This is a genomic window from Aridibaculum aurantiacum, assembly GCF_017355875.1.
Taxonomy (GTDB): Bacteria; Bacteroidota; Bacteroidia; order Chitinophagales; family Chitinophagaceae; genus Segetibacter; species Segetibacter aurantiacus.
This window is the reverse complement of sequence record NZ_JAFEWC010000001.1, coordinates 1704051-1726268: the sequence shown is the minus strand read 5'-3', so window position 1 is coordinate 1726268 and position 22218 is coordinate 1704051. Positions and strand designations below refer to the sequence as shown.

Here is a 22218-nt window from a genome sequence, read left to right as displayed (position 1 = left end):
AGCATTCAAGCTAACGAAACAGAATGGGTAAATTTTTCTCCAATTTCTCTAAACCCTATACACATTTTACAAGCATGACTAAGCCAAGTTTTCCAGGATCACCTTTTCCTTTAGGTGCCACCTGGGATGGAAAGGGAACTAACTTCGCCATCTATTCTGAACACGCCACCGGTATTGATTTATGCCTTTTTGACTCCAACGACAGTGGAGAGGCTACAGATGTAATTAAGGTATCAGAACAATCGCACTATGTTTGGCACGTTTACGTGCCGGGTATTCAGCCAGGCCAGTTGTATGGTTACCGTGTTCATGGTCCATTCGATCCAGCTAATGGCCATCGTTTTAACCCAAATAAGTTATTGATTGATCCATATGCCAAAGCTATATCTGGAACAATCAATTGGCATGATTCGCTTTTTGGTTACGAAGTAGGACACCCTGATGAAGACCTAAGTTTCAGCACTTCGGATAGCGCTCCTTATATACCCAAGTCAGTGGTAATAGATCCGAATTTTGATTGGGAAGGTGACACACAACTTAAGATACCTTATCACAAGTCGATCATTTACGAAACGCACGTAAAAGGGTTCACTAAGCTTCACCCGGAAATACCTGAAGAGATCAGGGGTACCTATGCAGCCATCTCCCACCCTGTTACCATAGATTATTTAAAAAAGCTGGGCATTACCGCAATTGAGCTAATGCCTGTTCATCACTTTATAGTTGACCGCCACTTAAAGGATAAGGGGCTGACCAACTATTGGGGATATAACTCCATTGGATTTTTTGCACCCGATGTTCGCTATGCAAGCGCAGGTACACATGGAGAACAGGTTTTCGAGTTTAAGAACATGGTGAAGGAACTGCACAAAGCAGGAATAGAAGTAATACTTGATGTAGTGTACAACCACACAGGCGAAGGAAATCATATGGGCCCTACGCTTTCCTTCAGGGGAATTGACAATGCTTCGTACTACCGTCTTACAGAAGACAAGCGGTATTACATGGATTATACCGGAACAGGAAATACATTGAACGCAAATCTGCCAAATGTTTTGCGCCTCATTATGGATAGCCTGCGCTATTGGATACTTGAAATGCATGTGGATGGCTTCAGGTTTGACCTGGCAGCTACACTTGCAAGGGAACTTCACGAAGTAGACAGGCTCAGCGCATTCTTCGACATCATTCACCAGGATCCTGTGATATCGCAGGTAAAACTAATAGCCGAACCTTGGGATATAGGAGAAGGTGGTTACCAGGTAGGTAATTTCCCTCCAGGTTGGGTGGAATGGAATGGCAAGTACCGCGATTGCATGCGCGATTTTTGGCGCGGTGCCGATAGCATGTTGTCTGAATTTGCAGAAAGATTTACCGGTAGTTCTGACCTCTATAAAAGTGATAATCGTCGCCCCACTGCAAGCATCAATTTCATAACAGCGCATGATGGCTTCACCCTTAACGACCTGGTTAGTTACAATGAAAAACATAACGAAGCCAATGGTGAAAACAACAATGATGGAGAAAGTCATAACAGCTCATGGAATTGTGGCGCAGAAGGCGAAACAGATGATCCGGAGGTGATCAGGCTTCGCAACCGCCAGAAAAGAAATCTCCTTACAACTTTATTTCTTTCGCAAGGTGTGCCTATGCTGGTAGCCGGCGATGAGATAAGCAGGACACAAGGCGGCAACAACAATGCGTATTGCCAGGATAACGAGATCTCGTGGTTGAACTGGGATAAAGCAGATAAAGATCTTCTGCAATTCACACAGAAACTGATCAGACTTTACAAAGACCATCCTGTCTTTTCGCGCCGCCGTTGGTTCATGGGTAGGCCTATTAAAGGAAAAGGCGTAGAGGACATAGCCTGGTTTTCTCTTGATGGCACTGAAATGAATGAAGAAAACTGGAACCAGGATTTCGCGAAATCGTTAGGTGTTTACTTGAGCGGTCATGGCATTCATTATCCTGACAGTGAAGGGAAACTATTGACGGACGACAGCTTTTATATTGTCTTCAATGCATACCACGATACACTAAAATGCACTCTACCTCCTGCCAAATATGGCAAGCAATGGACGAAGGTTATAGACACCAATGAAGGCCTGATAAATGGCAAAGGCGACACCTACCAGCATGGAGAAACTTTTGAAATAGAAGGAAGATCTATCGTTGTTTTAATTCAACCTGCAGAAGAGAAATAAAATGAGAAACGACATTCAAATAGATAAACGATCAATAGGAATAAACTTCATAGACGGGAAAGCAAGTGTAAGAATTTGGAGCCCGGATTCAAAAAGCCTGGAAGTAAAACTGGAAAACAAGAGCATCCCGCTTACAAAAGATGATTTCGGCTTCTGGACAATCACCACTACCAATATACAACCGGGAGACCTTTATAAACTGGTCATCAATAATGAACAAGAATTTCCAGATCCCGCATCCGTTTCGCAACCGGAGGGTGTTCACGGAAGGTCTGCAGCTGTTGATGTTTCATCTTTCAATTGGACCGACCAGTCGTGGAATAATCTTCCGCTAGCGGACTACATACTATATGAGCTTCATACCGGCACATTTACACCCGAAGGTACTTTTGAGGCTATGGTTTCTAAGCTTGATTACCTAAAAGAGCTTGGCGTAAATGCTATTGAGATCATGCCTGTGGCACAATTCCCAGGAAGCCGTAACTGGGGGTATGATGGCGTGTTTCCTTTTGCCGTACAAGATTCATACGGAGGCCCGGAAGGTTTAAAAAAATTGGTAGATGCATGCCATGCAAAAGGCATAGCCGTAGTGCTGGATGTAGTGTACAACCACATGGGACCCGAAGGTAATTACCTTGGCGCCTTTGGACCTTACTTCACCAGCAAGTACAACACGCCATGGGGTAATGCTATCAATTTCGATGATGCACATTGCGATGGCGTTCGCAGTTACTTTATTGAAAATGTACTGATGTGGTTCCGTGATTTCCATATAGATGCTTTGCGTATGGATGCAGTGCATGCAATTAAAGATTTCAGCCCTGTACATATTTTACGCGAAATAAAACTGCATGTAAATGAGTTGTCACAACATACAGGTCGCCAGCATCACCTGATTGTAGAGTTAGACCTAAATGATACCCGCTTCATAAACCCGCTGGAAGAGCAGGGGTTTGGAATGGACGGGCAATGGATCGATGAATTTCATCATGCACTGCGTGTAACGGCAACAGGCGAATCAACAGGATATTACTCTGATTTCTCAGGCATTGCTGACCTCGCAAAATCATATAAGGATGCTTATGTTTTTGATGGACAGTATTCACATCACAGGCAGAAGTTCTTTGGTATAAAAGCTGAAAAAAATCCGGGGCAGCAATTTGTTGTTTTCTCTCAAAACCACGACCAGGTGGGCAACCGCATGCTGGGCGAAAGAACAAGCGAACTGGTAAGCTACGAGATGCAAAAACTTTTGGCAGGCGCTGTTTTGGCCAGTCCATATTTACCTATGCTTTTTATGGGTGAAGAATACAGCGAACCAAATCGGTTTATGTACTTCGTTAGCCATACAGATAAAGAATTAGCCGAAGCGGTTCGCAAAGGACGTAAAGAAGAATTTGCAGCATTTCATGCAGAAGGCGAAGCACCCGATCCTGTTTCTGAAGAGACCTTCAACAATAGTAAACTGCAATGGAACCTGGTGAAAGAAGGACAACATAAAACCATGTTCAACTTTTATCAACAGCTCATTCAGCTGCGCAAAGAACAACCAGCACTGAAGCATCTCAACAGGCAACATCTGAAAGTATCATTTGACGAGGCAGCTAAAACATTACTACTACATCGCTGGCACGAAGACCAACATGTTGTTTGCTTGATGAATTTCTCGCAGCAAGAACAAAAGATACAGGCGCCTACCGAAGCTAGCAACTGGAGAAAGTTACTTGCTTCCCACGAACCTCAATGGTTGGGAAAAACCGAAGCACCCGAAACTTTTGAAGCCGGTGAGGAAATATTGCTTCAACCTGAGTCAATCGTTATTTACCAGAACAGCTAAAAACATTGATATGATAAGAGCCGCTTGCCAATGAAGATTGGCGCGGCTTTTTAATACCAGCTATTCACGAACATTACGACACATGAACAATCCAATTGCAACTTACCGTATCCAATTCCATAAAGAATTTACTCTTGCAGATTTCGAACGCATCATACCTTACCTGCAACGGCTGGGCGTAAGCACTATTTATGCTTCACCAGTATTTGAAGCCACACCAGGTAGCACACATGGTTACGATACTTTAGACACTCATAAAATAAATCCTGAAATAGGAACCGAAGACCAGCTCATCGACATCTGCAGGCGACTGAAATCACAGGGAATAAAATGGGTACAAGACATTGTGCCAAACCACATGGCTTATGATCCACGAAATCCTTGGATCATGTACCTGCTGGAAAGAGGACCACGCTCTGCTTACGCCAAATATTTTGACGTAAACTGGCAGAGCCCAGTACATGAAGGAAAGCTCATGGTACCATTCCTGGGCAGCGATCTCGACAGTGTGATCAATAACAACGAGCTGAAACTGGCAGTAGATAAAGGACGACTTGTACTGAATTATTTTGAAACAGCATACCCGGTAAATTTTGAAACATACAAACAAGTACTTGGTAAAATTGATCATGAAGATGTAGAAAAGCTACTGGAAAAACTGAAGGACCTGCCTGGCGACGACGATGAAAAATTCAGGGAAAAAAGCCTGAAGATTGTTCAACGATTTGAAAGGCTGCTAACGAAGAGAAAGGCTGCTGCGGTCATTCAACAAGCAATAGAGGATGTAAATAACAATAAAGAACAACTGCGCCAGTTAGCAAACGATCAACATTATCATTTATGTAGTTGGCAGGAAACAGATAAGCAGATCAACTTCCGCCGGTTCTTTACGGTGAATGGTTTGATATGCCTCAACATCCAGGACCCGGATGTATTCGGCAACCACCACTCTCTTATACGCTCTATGGTTGAGCAACGCATTTGGCAAGGCTTACGTGTAGACCATATAGATGGATTGTACGATCCTACCGCTTACCTGCAACAGCTAAGGCAGCTGGCGGGTAAAGACACTTATATAGTAGTAGAAAAGATTTTAGAACCGGGCGAAAGTCTTCCTGAGTATTGGGAGATAGAAGGCACGTCCGGTTACGAATTTTTATCGTTGGTGAATAACCTTTTCACCAATAAAAAAGCCGAACAAGTATTCACCAATTATTATAAAGGTTTGGTAAATGACGACAGATCAATTCACCAGCAGATACATGATAAGAAAGCCTATATTCTTTATGAGAATATGGCTGGTGAATTGGACAATCTATACCACCTGTTGATCAGCCTTGATATTGCTGGTGAACTGCCCGGTGAAGAAGTAATGAAAAAAGCCATTGGTGAATTCCTGATCCAATGCCCGGTTTACCGTTACTATGGTAACCTCTTCCCGTTGGTTGGCGAAGAAGCGGACGCCGTAGCTGATATTTTAAAACGGGTACGCGAAAGCAAACCGGAGACTGCAGCCGGTGTAGATGTACTCGAAAAAGTTTTCTTGGGTGAACCAGCTAATGGTGATGATGATTATAAAGCACGTGCTGCAAAGTTCTATCAACGCTGCATGCAGTTTACGGGACCGCTAATGGCCAAAGGTGTAGAAGATACCTTGATGTATACCTACAACCGTTTTATTGGACACAATGAAGTTGGCGATTCTCCTGAAGCCTTCGGGATGTCAATAGAAGAATTTCACCAGGCAATGCAGGAGCGCCAAAGGCTGTGGCCGCTTGCAATGAATGGCACATCAACACACGATACCAAACGCGGCGAGGACGTAAGAGCGAGACTGAATGTGCTGACAGAAATGGGTGAAGAATGGATAAGTGTAGTTGAAGAATGGAGAAAGATAAATGCAGAAAATAAAAAGCAACATGCGCCTGACGACAATGATGAATACCTGGTATACCAGAATATAGTTGGCGCCTATCCTATGCCGGGACAGGATGAAGATAATTTTGCTGAACGCATACAGGAGTATCTTCAGAAAGCTTTACGTGAAGCTAAGATCCACAGCAACTGGACCACGCCTAATGAAGAATATGAAACGGCAACAAAAGAATTTGCAGTAAGCCTGCTCAACCAGCAAGGTTCCTTCTGGCAAAGCTTTCAGCAGCTACAACAAAAGATTGTTGACTTCGGCATCATCAACAGCCTGGCACAAACTGTACTTAAGTTTACCTGCCCCGGCATACCTGATGTATACCAGGGAACAGAACTTTGGGACCTGAGCCTGGTTGATCCTGATAACCGCAGGCCTGTCGATTATACAAAACGCCAGCAATGGCTTGAGCAAATTGACAATGCAGAAGATGTAAACACTCTGCTCCACACACTTTGGGATGAACGTTATTCTGGTGGCATAAAGCTATGGCTCGAAAGCACCTTATTTAGCGAACGCAAACGCAGGTCGCAGGTATTTGCCAAAGGTGCTTATGTACCGTTACAAGTAGAAGGAAAATATAAGGATCATGTGATGGCGTTTGCTCGTCAACACAACAATACTGTGTATGTGATAGCAGTGCCGGTTCACCTGTATACAATATGCAACGAACAACAGGTAACATGGCAAGAGCTTAACTGGGAAGATACAGCCATTGTACTTCCAGAAGGAATACCATCAGAATTACACGATGTTCTTTTGGATATCTCCGGTAAACCTTCTGATACTTTACAGGTACAGGACCTGTTCCATCGCTTCCCTGTTTCTATTTTACGTTTTGAAAAAGTGAATGAACGTGGTGCGGGTATCCTGCTTCACATCTCTTCACTACCCTCTCCTTTTGCCATTGGCGATCTTGGACCAGAAGCAAAATATTTCGCCGACTTCCTGGTGAGAAGTCATCAAAAGTATTGGCAGTTGTTACCGCTCAATCCAACCGAACAAGGACAAGGGCATTCACCATACAGTGCCTTATCGGCCAGTGCAGGTAACCCGTTGCTGATTAGCCCGGAGCTATTGGTAAAAGATGGCCTGCTTCAAGCGTATGACCTGCAGCAATACATGCAGCCGCAGGAAGGCAAAACCAACTATGCTGCAGCAGAGAGTGTAAAAGCTGAATTGCTGGAACTAGCGTACCAGAACTACCGCGAACAAAAGCCAACGCAACTACAACGTGCTTTTGATGATTTCTGCCATACTGAAATAACATGGCTGGATGATTATGCACTGTACATGGTACTGAAAAAACATCACGAAGGAAAGCCATGGTTTCAGTGGGAGGAGAAATATAAACTAAGAGAAGAAGCGGCGCTGCAAGAGATCATGAACCTGGAGTACTACGAGTACAGCAAGATAAAATGGCTGCAGTTCATTTTCTTCCGCCAATGGAAGCAATTGAAAAAATACTGCAACAAGCGCGGCATTAAGTTCATTGGTGATATGCCATTCTATGTTAGCTACGACTCTTCAGATGTTTGGTCGCACCGCCATTTGTTCTCTATAGATGAAGATGGACAACTTACTGGTGTAGCAGGTGTGCCGCCAGATGATTTCAGTGAAGATGGTCAGCTATGGGGCATGCCGCTTTTCAAATGGGAAGCGCACAAAGAAACTGGTTACGAATGGTGGATACAAAGGCTTCGGAAAAACGTGGAGATGTGTGATATCGTCCGCCTCGACCACTTCAGGGCATTTGCAGATTACTGGGATGTGCCTGCATCGGAAACAACAGCACGCAATGGTGAATGGAAAAAAGGACCGGGCAGTGACTTTTTTAATGCAGTAAAAAAAGCGTTTGGCGAGTTGCCTTTTGTTGCCGAAGACCTTGGCGATATAAATGCTGATGTGCTGAACCTGCGCGATGAATTCAACCTGCCGGGTATGAAGATCTTGCAATTTGCCTTTAGCGATAACATGCCGCAGAGCGACTACATTCCGCACAACTATGGCGAGAACTTTATTGCTTATACCGGCACGCACGATAACAACACTATCCGTGGCTGGTACCGTGAACTTGATGAAGAATCGAAAACAAGGTTGAACCAGTACACAGGCCGCGACCTGCACGAAGACGATATACCTTGGGTAATGGCTCGTCTTGCATATGCCTCAGTAGCACGTATAGCTATTCTGCCACTGCAAGACCTGCTGGGACTGGATGAGATAGCACGTATGAACATGCCAGGCCAGGCTTCAGACAACTGGGCTTGGCGACTACTGCCAGGGCAGGTAAACGAACAAGCACAGCATCAACTGCAGGAATGGACGTGGTTGTTTAATAGGGAGTGATAGGTTGACTAGTTGAGTAGTTGATAAGTTGATCAGTGTTTAGGTAAGGGACATGGTGATGGTTGGCAAGTTGTTTCTTTCAAACTTGAACAAAACTTTTGATTGAACTGCTTGCCAATCATCACTTCTTATTATCATGAACTACCAACTAATAACATTCAACTAGAGTAAACCGTTAGCTCTTTCCACTTCTACCATTTACCAACTATTATCTAACAACTACTTCTTGCAACCACCAACTTCCAACTACCAACTTACTTAAAACATCACGCACCGCATTTTGTCTTGCGTAGATGAGCGTGTATTTAGAAAGCCGCGGTAAGATGCAGTAAGTTCGAATCCACCACGCATTTGTGAAGCAGTCTTTAGCTTCGATACATTCACATCGTAACTCAGTCCGGCCTGCCACTCATGCATAGTAACTCTTATGGTTGGAACAAATGCATCATTCCAACGATAGAAACCACCTACAGCAAAAGATACATTATCATCTTCATCATACTGCACCAGGTCAGTTTCGTATAGTACACCTCCAAGGAACTGCCTGTTGCCACCTTGTTTAAACATGTCTGCAAAAAACAGCATTCGGTTGTTGTCGCTCACTGCAGTAGACAAGCCGGCATTAACTGCCCATTTATGATCCACATGTGTCTCTGATGTTTCATTGTAAAAATTCACCTTAGGCCTGTTCAGGTGAAACAATGCTGCTCCTACGTAAAAACGAGATTCGTATCCAAAACCACTACTGAAAGTAAGACCAGTACTTGCATCCCAGTAAGAGAAGCCGGTGCGGCTAAATACCTGAGTAGTTGAATTGGTGGGAGCATAAGCACCATTTACAAACTGGTCGTCAAGTTTTGCCTGCGTAGGATCAAATTGACTTTGCACCGGACCACCCATGAAAGCAAGAGAGATATAATTGTCTACATCATCACTAAGAGACTTGTGGTAGTTAAGCACAGGGAACAACTGCGTACGCTTCAGGCGGATGTCGCCAGCTATATCATGCGATGCCTGCAAACCCAACGTTACATAATCGTTGAAGTTGAACACTGGCAGCTTATACTCCACTCCCACCGCCGATGTTTGAAACGGCACCGTTACACTTTGCCACTGCGAACGATGTACGGCAGTCACACGAAGATCACCTTTGAAAACGCCGGCCAGCGAAGGATTGCGCAGCAGTGGCAGCTCATAGAATTGTGAGAAAGTAAGATCCTGTGCATGCAGTGGCAGCCAGCCTACCAGCACCACCAGGGTGATGAGTAATCTGTGTTTCATGATATTGGATTTTATGTCTTCTTGCATGCCCGCCTGCATTTACAAGCGGGCAACAAGAATTATTTTATTATTGCTACGTTGCCTTTATATATAAACGGCACATCGTTCTCGCATAGTACTTCACACGTATAAACATAAACATCTGCAGGTGCTTTTTTACCTCGAACCTGTCCATCCCATCCATTGTTCTTCACGTTTGGCTCAAAGTTGGACTTATCGAAAACGATCTCTCCCCAACGGTTGAATATCCTGAAGTTCTTCACTGTTTTTATTCCTTTACCGCGTACCATCAATACATCGTTCACACCATCTCCATCAGGAGTAAACAAGTTTGGTATATACACCTGCGACTGTTCGCAAAACACCTTGAACTGGATGGTATCAGAAGCTGTACATCCCATAGTGTTTGTCACCTTTACAGAGTATGCAATGTCGTTCTTGATGTATGCAATAGGCCTGGGACAGTTCAGGCAACTGATGGTTTGTCCCGCGGTCCACTCCCACCTAACTATAGGACCATTTGTAATGGTGGTGTTCAAAGGCACCTGTGTACCTGCAGCTACTACTTTATCAGGTCCCAACGATACGGTTGGTACTCTTCCTACAGTTATGGTAACAGAAGCTGTATCAGTAAAACAATTTGCCGAGTCGTAGCCAACCACACGATAATTGGTAGTTACCAATGGAGTGGCAATTGGGTCAGCCACATCTATACGATTAAGTGTTGCAGCTGGCGACCACCTGTAGTATTCGGCACCGGAAGCATATAAGGTGATGCTTTCTCCCTGGCATACAGTATCGTTGTCCGATGCTCTTATCCTGAATGGCTGGTTGATGACCACCTGTACAGTATCGCGTGCAGTACATCCAAAAGAATTGGTTCCCGTTACTTCGTATGTTGTACTGGAAGATGGAAGCGCTATAGGATCAGCACAGTTGCTACAGCTAAGCGTGGCAGCATTTGTCCAGCTATAGGTTAATGCTCCTGTTGCTTGTAGCTGTGCCGGCTGTCCCTGGCAAATGGATCTTCCACCTGTTGCTACAACAAAAGGTGAAGGATTAACTACAATGGCTTTCCTTACAGTATCTCTACATCCATTTACAGTGCTTACTACCAGCGTAGCATAATGTACACCTGCAGTAGCAAAGTTGTTTGTATAGGATGAGCCGCTTGCATTAGCTCCGTTGGTAAAGCTCCACAAGTACATGCTGATATTGTCAGCAGAAACAATTGAAGAATTGAAGACTATATTTTGTGAAGCACATACAATAGAATCACTAGTAATGGTTGCTATTGGTTTGTTGTTCACTTCTACAGGCAATACCACATCTGCTGTATCACGACATCCTAGTACACTTGTACTGATCAAACGTACAGGCCAGTTATTAGCAGCTGTATAAGCATGTTCAGGATTGCGTGTAGTAGCAGTACCACCATCACCAAAAGCCCACGACCATTGCTGTACACCAAAGAAAGATCTTGTGGTATCGTTGAAAGATATTCTTGTCTGCCCGCACTCTTTCACCATAGTAGTTGTAAAACCAGCTTTAATTCTCTCCACTCTTATAGTATCAGCACCTGGCAGTAGAGTGCGACATGTACCGCCTGCACCTGTTATTAACTGCGCAGAAGGAACATAGGTACCTGGTGTAGTGTAAGTATGGAAAATCACCCGTGATGTAGTAACAAGCGTATTACCGTCGCCAAAGTTCCAGCGTACTGAATCCGTACCAGAGGAGATGGCTTCAAAACGCAATGCTCTTGTGCCACACACTACACCACTTTCGTAATTGATGCTTCCTGAAGGACCGGTAACAGTGATATTTTTTGCTGCAGTATATCTACACCCACCAGGTGCCTGTGCATTCATGGTTACAGCAAATGTGCCCACTGTAGTAAATGAATGAGTAACCACATTACCTGTATCTCTTCCACCATCACCAAAGTTCCAGGTAGTAAGTGCTGATGGTAAAGAACGATTGGTGAACGTAACCGTGAAAGGAACACAACGGCTGATGCTGTCACTTACAGTGAAGTGACCTTCTCTCGTATCTATCACACGCACTGTATGTCTGGCACTGTCCACACAAGTATTTCCTGTACCATATAAACGAGAACCGATGAGTGTGATCGTATAATTACCCGGGGCACTATATGCGTGTACAGGATGCGTTAACGAAGAAACTCCACCGTCACCAAACTTCCATGATGAGTTAGTGATGGTATCGCTCAGGTTACCAAAATTTACTTGCTCTCCCACACATACTTCTGTTGGTGTTGCCGTGAAGTCTACAAGCGGTTTACCATGTACAGTGATGGTTTGATAGGTAACAGCATTTGAACAACTATTTGCCCCCTGCACCTGCACCGTATACACTCCAGGTTGATTGAACACATGCAGAACAGTATCGTTGCTGCGGATGGTGGTAAGGGTATTACCGTCACCAAAATTCCAGATGAAGTTGGTAGCACCTATTGAGTTGTTGATGAAACGAACTGCATGTGGAGAACAACCTGAAAGCTCAGCTCCATTTACGGTAACAAACATTCCAATATTGTTAGGTGATACTATAACTGAGAAACGAGAAGTATCGGCACCACATTGATTACGTGCTATAAGTGTTACCACAAAAGTATCACGAACTGATGTGGTGAACGTATGCTGTATAGCATTGGTTGATTGCGTATTGATGACTGTACCATCACCCATTATCCATGTAAAGTCGTTAGAGCCACGGCTAAGGTTGGTAAAGTTCACGGTTAAAGGAGAACAACCAGTAGTTCTATCAGGACTGAATAATGCACGAGGACTTGCTTTTACAAGAACAGGCTGTGACACTACCACCGAGTCGCAATCTGAATAAACTGTCAGTGACACATTGTATACGGTATCTGCATTGTTAGCGTCAGGCATGAATACGATGTTTCCTGGATTGTAAGCATTACTTACCTGGCCATTGCCAAAGTTCCACCTGAACCTGAACTCTGCAGGATGCGGTGTATTGTTGTTGAAGCTTACTGTTAAAGGACCACAACCATCGTTGGTACTCATAGTAAATGCAGGCTCTGGTTTCAGCTTAGCATAAAACGTATGCTGCATTGTATCATTCTTACAACCAAAAGCATTTATAGCAACCAGCTTGATGGTAACCGAATCACCACTGTTAGAAATGGTATAACCAGGGAATGAAGGCGTGGTACCAATCAAATTGTTACCTGCATACCAAAGGTATCCACCATTGCCGCTAAAGTGGTTGTTGGTAATAATGGTATCAAGAACAAACGCTGGGCAGCTGGTATCCTTCGAAAAAGTAAAGCTGGCTTGCGCGTCAGGATTAACATTAATGATCACGCTATCGCTGTAGTTAGCCGATGAACCAGTACACACACCAGATGAAACATTTCTACGGTATAGTGTTGTGATGTTCAGAACACCAGGCTGGTAATGCTGTCCCGTAGCACCAGGAATATTCAACCATGTAGCACCACCATCAGTACTTTCCTGCCACTGGTAAATGTAATCACCATTAGCACCTGTAGGTAAAGAACCAGTGATAAGTGCCGCAGCTGTATTCATACAGATGTCCTGGTTACTTGCAATCGTGTTGTTCGCTACCGGGGGAAGCACATTGATCCTTGCTACAAGACTAATAGATTCACAAGGTGTAGAAGTAATAATTCTTCTAACGTAGATGGTACCAACCGGAACAATGGTTAATGATTGACTGGTTTGTCCAGCTATGTTCACCCAGCTATTTCCATTGGTGCTTTGCTGCCATTGGTATATATGCACACCATTGCCACCACTTGCCTGCTGCCCATTCACAGCTATAGATTGACCATAACAGATGGTGCGTGTTGTAGTATCAATGGTATTAACAACAGGAGCGTAATTGGTTATCACTACAGTATCTCTCCTGGAAGGACATACGCCATTTGAAATTGTATAAACAAAGGTGTACAAGCCAGGACCTAGATCTGAAACTGTAAGAGTTGGAGTATTGTTTCCTGAAAATGTAGCTGCTACTCCTACCAACTGCAGCCAGCTACCGGTCTCACCAAAGCCGGGAGCATTGCCCTGTAATACAGCTTGCGTCACATTACAATGTACCTGGTCAGCTCCTGCATTCGGTGCTGTTACAGCACTTGCAACTGTTATGATTGTAATGGTTGAAGGCACAGCACCACAATTACCACTTTCAATAATGGCCCTATACCATGTAGTAGTTGTAAGGTTTGAATAGGATTGTTGATTGGTAGTATTAGCTATTGCCACCCATGAGTTACCGCTGGTGATCGAATATTCCCAGCCAATTACATTACCTACATTTCCGGTTAATGTGATGGTACCTGCGTTAGTTCCAGAACATACTGTTGCGTTTGCGGATGTAGTACCAGGATTGGTTGTAGGTGTTACATTCACTACAAGAACATTGCTTGTATCTGCATTGTTACAGCCCATAGCACTACCTGCAGATTCTACAATCACACGGATAGCCATTGTTTGCTGAACACTATAAAAAGTAATAGAAGGTGTTGTAATCAAAGTGTCAATCCAGATATTATCATTGATAGGTGCCGGGTTGTACTGCCACCTGCTTATGTTGCCAGTATGGCTTCCAAGTGTAACAGTAACGTCGTTGCCTGCACATACTTGGTTAGGACCAGAAATAGGTCCGGCAACAGGTCTGTCAAATACATTAATAACAAGCGTATCATTGGAAGGATTACATCCTGCATCATTTGTGATGCTGTACTGTAAAGTATAGGTACCTGCAGCATTGTAGCTGAATATAGCTGAAGGATCTGCAGCATCGCTAAAGCTTGCATTACCTCCTGCAGGCTGGCTGATGATGCTCCAATGCTTTACTTCAAAAGGACGAGCAGGATCATTGCTGCCTTGTAACGTGATGTAGCTACCTGCAGTGAAATTACAAATGACAGTATCATTTCCTGCATAGGCTTGTGTAATAGCAGGACGCATACGAACAACCACCGTATCAGTAGTAGGTGCACAACTGCCGTTACTTATTTGCCATACAAAATGATAGGTTCCTGCTATAAGATTTGTAACACTTACAGAAGGCGTGGTAACAGAAGAGAATGCTGCATTGTTTGGACCAGCAGTCTGGCTCCAGCTTCCGCTTTCGTTGCTGCCAGCTGCATTAGCAGTAAGTGTAACATTGTTTGCACATGTGAGCTGGTCTGCACCAGCGTTAGCCACAGTCACTTGTGGCACAACAGTGATAACAGTTGCAGAAGAATTTACTTGTCCGCAGTTGCTGCTTTCTATTACTGCTCTGAACCATGTAGTGGTTGTAAGGTTTGTATAAGAATGCGTATTGCTCGTGTTGGCTATCGGGCTCCAGCTGTTGCCGTTGTTAGTAGAGAACTCCCATCTTACCACTGCACCTACATTACCAGTAAGCGTAATGGTGCCGCTGTTAGTTCCTGAACATACAGTTGCATTAGGAGCTGTAGTTCCAGGCACTGTACCAGGCGCTACATTTACCACGTGTACATTGCTTGTATCTTCTGAAGTACAACCATAAGCTAATCCTTCTGATTGAACAATAACACGAACTGCAAAGCTGTCGGTAACGCTTAAGAATTGGATGCTACCTGCAGTTACTGCAGTGTCTATCCAAATATTATCATTTAGCGGAGCTGGATTGTACTGCCACTTCTTTATAGATCCTGTCCATGCACTAGAAGTGATGGTTACATCAGTACCGGCACAGAGATCAGTTACACCTGTAACTGTTCCAGCTACAGGTCTGTTGAATGCATGAATAGTAACGGTGTCTTGAGTTGGTGTACATCCTGCATCATTGCTGATGGTCCATACTAATTGGTATACACCTGCCTGTGCAAATGTGAATGCAGCAGCAGGATTATTTACACTTGAGAAAGATCCATTGCCACCAGTAGGTTGGCTGATGATACTCCACGCTCCGCTTTCAAACGGGCGGCTGCTGTTGCTATTTGCAGCAAGTGTAACAGTAGCAGTAGACACAAAATCACATACTACCTGGTCGCCACCAGCATTTGCCGGAGTAACAGCAGGACGTACATGAATAGCAACTGTATCTGTAGTAGCAGGACATGTGCTATTGGATAAAGTCCATACAAATTGATAATTACCTGCTATTAAACCGGTAGCCGATGTAGCAGCTGATGAGGCAGAAGAAAGTGTTGCAGTATTAGGACCAGATATTTGTGTCCATGCACCAGTCTCTCCAGCAGCAGGGGCATTGCCATGAAGGTTTGCACTTGCACCACAGATCAGTTGATCATTTCCTGCATGTGCTGGTTGTACCGGTGGTACAACAGTGATAACAGTTGCAGAAGAATTTACCTGGCCGCAGTTGCTGCTTTCTATCACTGCTCTAAACCATGTAGTGGTAGTAAGATTAGTATAAGATTGAGTATTGCTGGTGTTGGCTATCGGGCTCCAGCTGTTGCCATTGTTAATAGAAAACTCCCATCTTACCACTGCACCTACATTACCAGTAAGTGTTATGGTACCATTATTATTTCCTGAACAAACAGTAGCATTAGGAGCTGTAGTACCAGGCACTGTACCAGGCGCTACATTTACCACGTGCACATTGCTTGTATCTTCTGAAGTACAACCGAAGGCTAATCCTTCTGATTGAACAATAACACGAACTGCAAAGCTGTCGGTAACGCTTAAGAATTGAATGCTACCTGCAGTTACTAAAGTATCTATCCAGATGTTATCATTTAGGGGAGCAGGATTGTATTGCCATTTCTTTATAGTTCCTGTCCATGCACTTGAAGTAATGGTTACATCGGTACCAGCACATAGATCAGTTACACCAGTAACTGTTCCTGTTACAGGCCTATTGAAAGCATGTATGGTAACAGTGTCTTGTGTTGGTGTACAGCCTGCATCGTTGCTGATGGTCCATACCAATTGGTATACACCTGCCTGTGCAAATGTGAATGCAGCAGCAGGATTATTAATACTTGAGAATGATCCGTTACCACCAGCAGGTTGGCTGATGATACTCCACGCCCCGCTTTCAAACGGGCGGCTGCTGTTGTTGTTTGCAGCAAGTGTAACAGTAGCAGTAGTAACAAAATCACATACTACCTGGTCGCCACCAGCATTAGCCGGAGTAACTGCAGGACGTACATGTATAGCCACTGTATCTGTTGTAGCAGGACATGTGCTGTTTGATAAAGTCCAAACAAATTGATAAGTACCTGCTACCAAACCAGTAGCCGATGTAGCAGCTGATGAGGCAGAAGAAAGTGTTGCAGTGTTAGGACCACTTATTTGTATCCATGCACCTGTTTCACCAGCAGCAGGAGCATTCGCTTGTAGGCTAGCAGATGTACCACATATCAGTTGATCATTTCCTGCATGTGCTGGTTGTACCGGCGGCACAACAGTTATAACAGTAGCCGAAGAATTTACCTGTCCGCAGTTGCTGCTTTCTATCACTGCCCTAAACCATGTAGTGGCAGTTAGGTTTGTATAAGTATGTGTATTGCTCGTGTTAGCTATCGGACTCCAGCTATTGCCGTTGTTAATAGAGAACTCCCATCTTACCACTGCACCTACATTACCTGTAAGTGTGATGGTGCCGCTGTTATTTCCTGAACAAACAGTAGCATTAGGAGCTGTAGTACCAGGCACTGTACCAGGCGCAACATTTACCACGTGTACATTACTTGTATCTTCTGAAGTACAACCATAAGCTAATCCTTCAGATTGTACAATAACACGAATTGCAAAGCTGTCGGTAACGCTTAAGAACTGAATGCTACCTGCAGTTACTGCGGTATCAATCCAGATGTTATCATTTAGCGGAGCTGGATTGTACTGCCACTTCTTGATAGTTCCTGCCCATGCGCTGGATGTAATTGTTACATCAGTACCGGCACAAAGATCAGTAACACCAGTAACTGTACCTGCTACCGGCCTATTGAATGCATGAATGGTAACAGTGTCCTGGGTTGGTGTACATCCAGCATCATTGCTGATGGTCCACACCAATTGGTATACTCCTGCCTGCGCAAAAGTGAATACAGCAGCAGGATTGTTTACACTTGATAATGACCCATTGCCACCAGTAGGTTGAGTTATAATACTCCACGCTCCGCTTTCAAACGGGCGGCTGCTATTGCTGTTAGCAGCAAGTGTAACAGTAGCAGTCGTAACAAAATCACATACTACCTGGTCGCCACCAGCATTAGCCGATGTAACAGCAGGACGTACATGTATAGCAACTGTATCTGTAGTAGCAGGACAAGTGCTGTTTGATATTGTCCAAACAAACTGGTAAGTACCTGCCATTAAACCAGTAGCCGAGGTAGCAGCTGATGAGCCAGAAGAAAGTGTTGCAGTACTAGGACCACTTATTTGTGTCCATGCACCAGTCTCACCAGCAGCAGGAGCATTTGCCTGCAGGTTAGCTGATGCACCGCAGATCAGTTGATCATTACCTGCATGAGCAGGTTGTACTTGTGGAATTGCGGTGATAATGGTAGTATCAGAAACAGCAGGAGCACAAGAACCACTTTGGACAATCGCTCTGAACCAAGTAGTAGCAGTAAGATTAGAATAATTGATAGAAGCTGCAGTACTGTTGAAGACTACCCAGCTTATACCGTTGTTGGTAGATGTTTCCCAACGAACAATTGCACCTGTGTTACCTGCTAAAGTGATAACACCTCCATTTGCGCCAGCACATACAGTATCGCTTGTTTGGGTATGTCCACCTACTGATGGAGGTGCTACATTGATAAGAGCAAGTTCGCTTGTATCAGTTGATGTACATCCATAAGCAGCGCCTTCAGATTGCACAATAACACGAACTAGCATTGTATCCTGGATGTTTGAGAAAAGCAGCACAGGTGAGGTAACTATTGTATCTATCCAACTGTTATCAGCAAAAGGCGCAAGGTTGTATTGCCATTTTACAATAGTGCCTGTTACAGGAGCTACAGTTAATTGAACATCTTCGCCACGGCAAATATTTGAAACTGGAGGAGTAACTACACCTGCATACGGTGCATTGAAAACACGAACAACAACAGTATCTGCAGATGGTGTACAACCTGCATCATTTGTTATTGTCCACACTAAAGTATAAGTACCGGCACGATCAAAATTGAAAGTAGTAGCAGCACTATTAGCATTTGCAACAGAAGGATTACTACCTGCAGGAATTGAAGCAACTATTGACCAGCTGCCATTTTCAAAAGCATGAGCTGTTGTGTTGGCAGAAAGAGTTGTACTACCGGTTCCACTGAAATCACAAACAACTATATCTGCTCCGGCATTGGCTAAAGCAACAGCAGGACGATTAACAATAACAACTGTATCAGTAGATGCTGGACAAGGAGCAATAGCCCCGATTGACCAAACAAAAACATAAGTGCTATTTGGCAGCAAGCCATCTACTGATGAATTATGTGCACTAGGAGAAACAATGTTTGCAGCAGGTCCACTTACTTGTGTCCAGCTACCTGTACCTACCACAGGATTGTTACCAGCCAATGTTGCAGATGAAATATTACATAACAATTGGTCTGCACCAGCATTAGCTATGGTCGATGCCGGACTTACAACAACAGTAACTGTTCTTGTTTCACCAGGGCATGATACACCAGCTGTATAAACTTGAACAGTGTATTCAACTACTGCAGGTGTTGTTCCATTATTAACCAGTGTTTGATTGATAGCATTAACGGAAGATGGAGAAGTTTGAGAAGCAGCTCCTGTAACAGTACCAGAAAGTACCGTTGCAGAGTACGTATATCGTGCTCCGCTATAGCTGCTTGCAAAAGAGATATTAGTTGTACCTCCTGTGCAAGTACTATCTGAATAATTCGTTATAGATAATGTTGGAACAGGCTGCACTGTAACGGACAATTCAAAAGCATTGCCTGTACAACCGCCGCCACTTGGTGTAATGTAATATCTAACCACACCTGCAACAGATGATGAACCATTTACCAGCACATCATTGATGTTACCTGTTCCTGCTGGTGTGTTGCCTGTTACAGTTCCTGAGATAACACTTGATGTCCATGAGTAAGTGGTACCAGGCATTGACGATGTTGGTGTGTAATCTACTGTTCCACCACTACAGATGGTTGTATCTGCAGCTGATGTTATTACCACCTGCGCCATAATAGAAATGACAACTTCAGCTGTATCATTTCCACAAGCAGAGTTATTTGGAGCAAAGGCTATATAGCGCAGCCTTACTGTACCTGCAGTCTTATCAGCATTGCTGAATGTATAAACAGGATTAGCAATAGCAGGATCAGAGAAGTTTCCCGAACCATTGATGATACTCCACGTTCCACCAGTATATGGACCCGAAGCAGAAGATGATAATTGAATTGAATTAACCGTGTTACAAACAACGGTATCATTCATAACAGAGGCAATCACAGGTGCATCAAAAACAAAAGTTTTGTTAGCTGTTTGTGTACCGCAGTCGTTGCTAAACTGTACCTGCACATTATAGCTTCCAAAGCTATTGAACTGCACAACAGGGAAAGCTGAAGCAGCGGATGTTCCGTTGATAAAAGTGTAACTACCACCAGTTATGTTCCAGTTGTAGCTTTCGCTGCCACTGCTACTGTTATAATTTGGCCTGTGTGGCGCCACAGAAAAATCTACTGTCTGCAAACCGCAGTAGCGGTTATACGAGTTTGAAAAAGTAACATTGGCTACATCCGTTATTGTAACCGGAACATCTTTCGCATACTCACCACAGGAGTTAGGTATCGTCAACCTTATGTAATATTCACCAGGCACCAGGAATATGAAAGTTGGACTTTGAGCAGAGTCATGAGGATTGATAAGGTAGTGAACACCTCGCGTTGCAGGTGTCATTCCAGGTCTAATCAGTACACTCCACAACCATGGCAGCGGACGACAAGGATTAGCACCAACTACTGTGTTATTCTGCACATTGATAGTTAGCGGTGCGCAACCTGAAATACTATCTAAACCATTTATCTTGAAATCAGGATTGAGTGGCTCTTCTATACAGATCACTTTCTCTATCTCATCGCTACAAGGATCGTTGGCAGCAACAAGCCTGATGGTATGATATCCCGGAGTAGTGAAAGTGTAAGTGAGATTGGTACCAGCGTTTGGTATGTACACACCATCCACGTACCATTCGTAATTAGCCACATCTATACAATTCACCACGTTATTGAAACCTGATAAACCTGCTTCTGAATTATTGATAAATGTTACCGGCGAATTGATACACCAGAACTGTGGGCTATCAAATTCAGCAATTGGTTTTTGCCAAACCTTTGCATAGGTAGTGATGGATGTAAAACTGTTGGGGCAATAAACATTATTCGCCATAACGTTTACTCGAAAAGCATTGTACTGCGTAGGTGTAAGATCCGTGATGGGAGGTCTGCCACATGAAGTATTTACATAATCATGTGTCATCTCACCTTGCCTTGCAAGCAGATCACAATGCGTATAAGTTTCTGTTGTACCATCTCCCCAATCAATGATGTATTGTGTGCCTGGGTAGTTAGTTCTGATACCACCATTACCAACTACGTTCACTGTGTATACTTTGGTATCTGGTAAACAGGCATCGCTGGCTCCTGATGTTTGTAAGCTTAGATTATTTGTAGAAGCATATACCAGGAATGAGCGTACAGTTACGTCGTTGTTAGCATTCCTTGTGAGCTGGATCTTTACTGTGTAGTAGTTTCCAGCCACCATAGTGAATTGCACTGCAGTGCTATTGACTGCAGCAGTTATACTGTTACCTATACTATCGTATACATTAGCAGAGAGGGTATAACCAGCAGGGACATTATTGATAAGCTGTATACCCTGATTGCTGCTGATCTGGCAACGACCAAACGTGCTATCATTAATGGTATTGGAAGTAGTGGAAGCAGGTGAAGCCACCGGGATGATCGGATTATCTGAAATGGAGAAAGCTGCAGTTTCAACTGCAACTACAGGATTGGTAGAAACGATGCGGATTCTATATCCCGTTCCAGGCGCTGTACCGCTGGGTATAAAGCCATTTACAAAGGGTGTGAAAAAACCTGTGAAGCTTCCAATTACAGTACTATTTCCAAAGTTACCGTTGGCATCAGAGAGCAACATCTGGAACTGGTTATTGATATTGAAACAACCAGAAACACGAACAGGCACAGATATACTTGCGCCTTCACCATATGTAGCATTGGTGAAATTCTGAACCTGTATTTGTTGTCCAATAGCAACTGAAAACAGAAAAAGTAATAAGGAGCTGAACCCCAGTTTTTTCCAAATCATGATCCGTGATTTGGTGGTATAACGAACAGCTAAAGGAGATATTATAAACAACAAAATGAGGTAAAGCACGTTGTTCAATCACCAAAATCTTTCATGTCTTTTAAGGGCAGTTTTATGTTTTTTAAAAGCATCAGCAACATGCACAAGATTGGAGAATAAAACATCGGCTGGCGTAGCTAAAACATGCCATTCCTTTTGAACAAGCATACTACCACACAAGTAAATGCACTCCGGCAACGTTGGATAACGGTTATTATTGCAGGAGAAAGTGTAGTGTTTCACTCTCCTTCAAAAACGATT

Annotated in this window: 5 protein-coding genes; 3 read left to right on the top strand and 2 right to left on the bottom strand. The window is 43.8% G+C overall.

Annotation, left to right across the window (positions count from 1 at the left end):
• Positions 1 to 74 precede the first annotated feature (74 nt).
• The 3 genes from glgX to treY all read left to right on the top strand — a co-directional run bounded on the left by glgX (position 75) and on the right by treY (position 8320).
• Positions 75 to 2207, top strand: coding sequence for a glycogen debranching protein GlgX (gene glgX / locus J4N22_RS07165; protein ID WP_207493245.1), 2133 nt, complete (start codon positions 75 to 77; stop codon positions 2205 to 2207).
• A gap of 1 nt (position 2208) precedes the next feature.
• A complete protein-coding gene (gene treZ, locus J4N22_RS07160) occupies positions 2209 to 4044 on the top strand; it encodes a malto-oligosyltrehalose trehalohydrolase (protein ID WP_207493244.1) in 1836 nt (611 codons plus the stop codon).
• Between the two features lie 82 nt (positions 4045 to 4126).
• On the top strand, positions 4127 to 8320 hold the full coding sequence (gene treY / locus J4N22_RS07155) for a malto-oligosyltrehalose synthase (RefSeq protein WP_207493243.1): 4194 nt from the start codon (positions 4127 to 4129) through the stop codon (positions 8318 to 8320).
• A 258-nt stretch (positions 8321 to 8578) separates the two neighbouring features.
• Here treY and J4N22_RS07150 read toward each other — a convergent pair whose 3' ends face one another.
• Positions 8579 to 9601 (bottom strand): PorP/SprF family type IX secretion system membrane protein, encoded by a 1023-nt coding sequence (locus J4N22_RS07150; protein ID WP_207493242.1) that lies wholly within the window; start codon positions 9599 to 9601, stop codon positions 8579 to 8581.
• A 59-nt stretch (positions 9602 to 9660) separates the two neighbouring features.
• Positions 9661 to 21918, bottom strand: coding sequence for a PKD domain-containing protein (locus J4N22_RS07145; RefSeq protein WP_207493241.1), 12258 nt, complete (start codon positions 21916 to 21918; stop codon positions 9661 to 9663).
• Positions 21919 to 22218: the final 300 nt, after the last annotated feature.

Bases quoted from the DNA above. Each gene is read 5' to 3' on its own strand.
- J4N22_RS07150 (WP_207493242.1), bottom strand. From the start codon at position 9,601: ATGAAACACAGATTACTCATCACCCTGGTGGTGCTGGTAGGCTGGCTG.
- J4N22_RS07145 (WP_207493241.1), bottom strand. From the start codon at position 21,918: ATGATTTGGAAAAAACTGGGGTTCAGCTCCTTATTACTTTTTCTGTTT.
- glgX (WP_207493245.1), top strand. From the start codon at position 75: ATGACTAAGCCAAGTTTTCCAGGATCACCTTTTCCTTTAGGTGCCACC.
- treY (WP_207493243.1), top strand. From the start codon at position 4,127: ATGAACAATCCAATTGCAACTTACCGTATCCAATTCCATAAAGAATTT.
- treZ (WP_207493244.1), top strand. From the start codon at position 2,209: ATGAGAAACGACATTCAAATAGATAAACGATCAATAGGAATAAACTTC.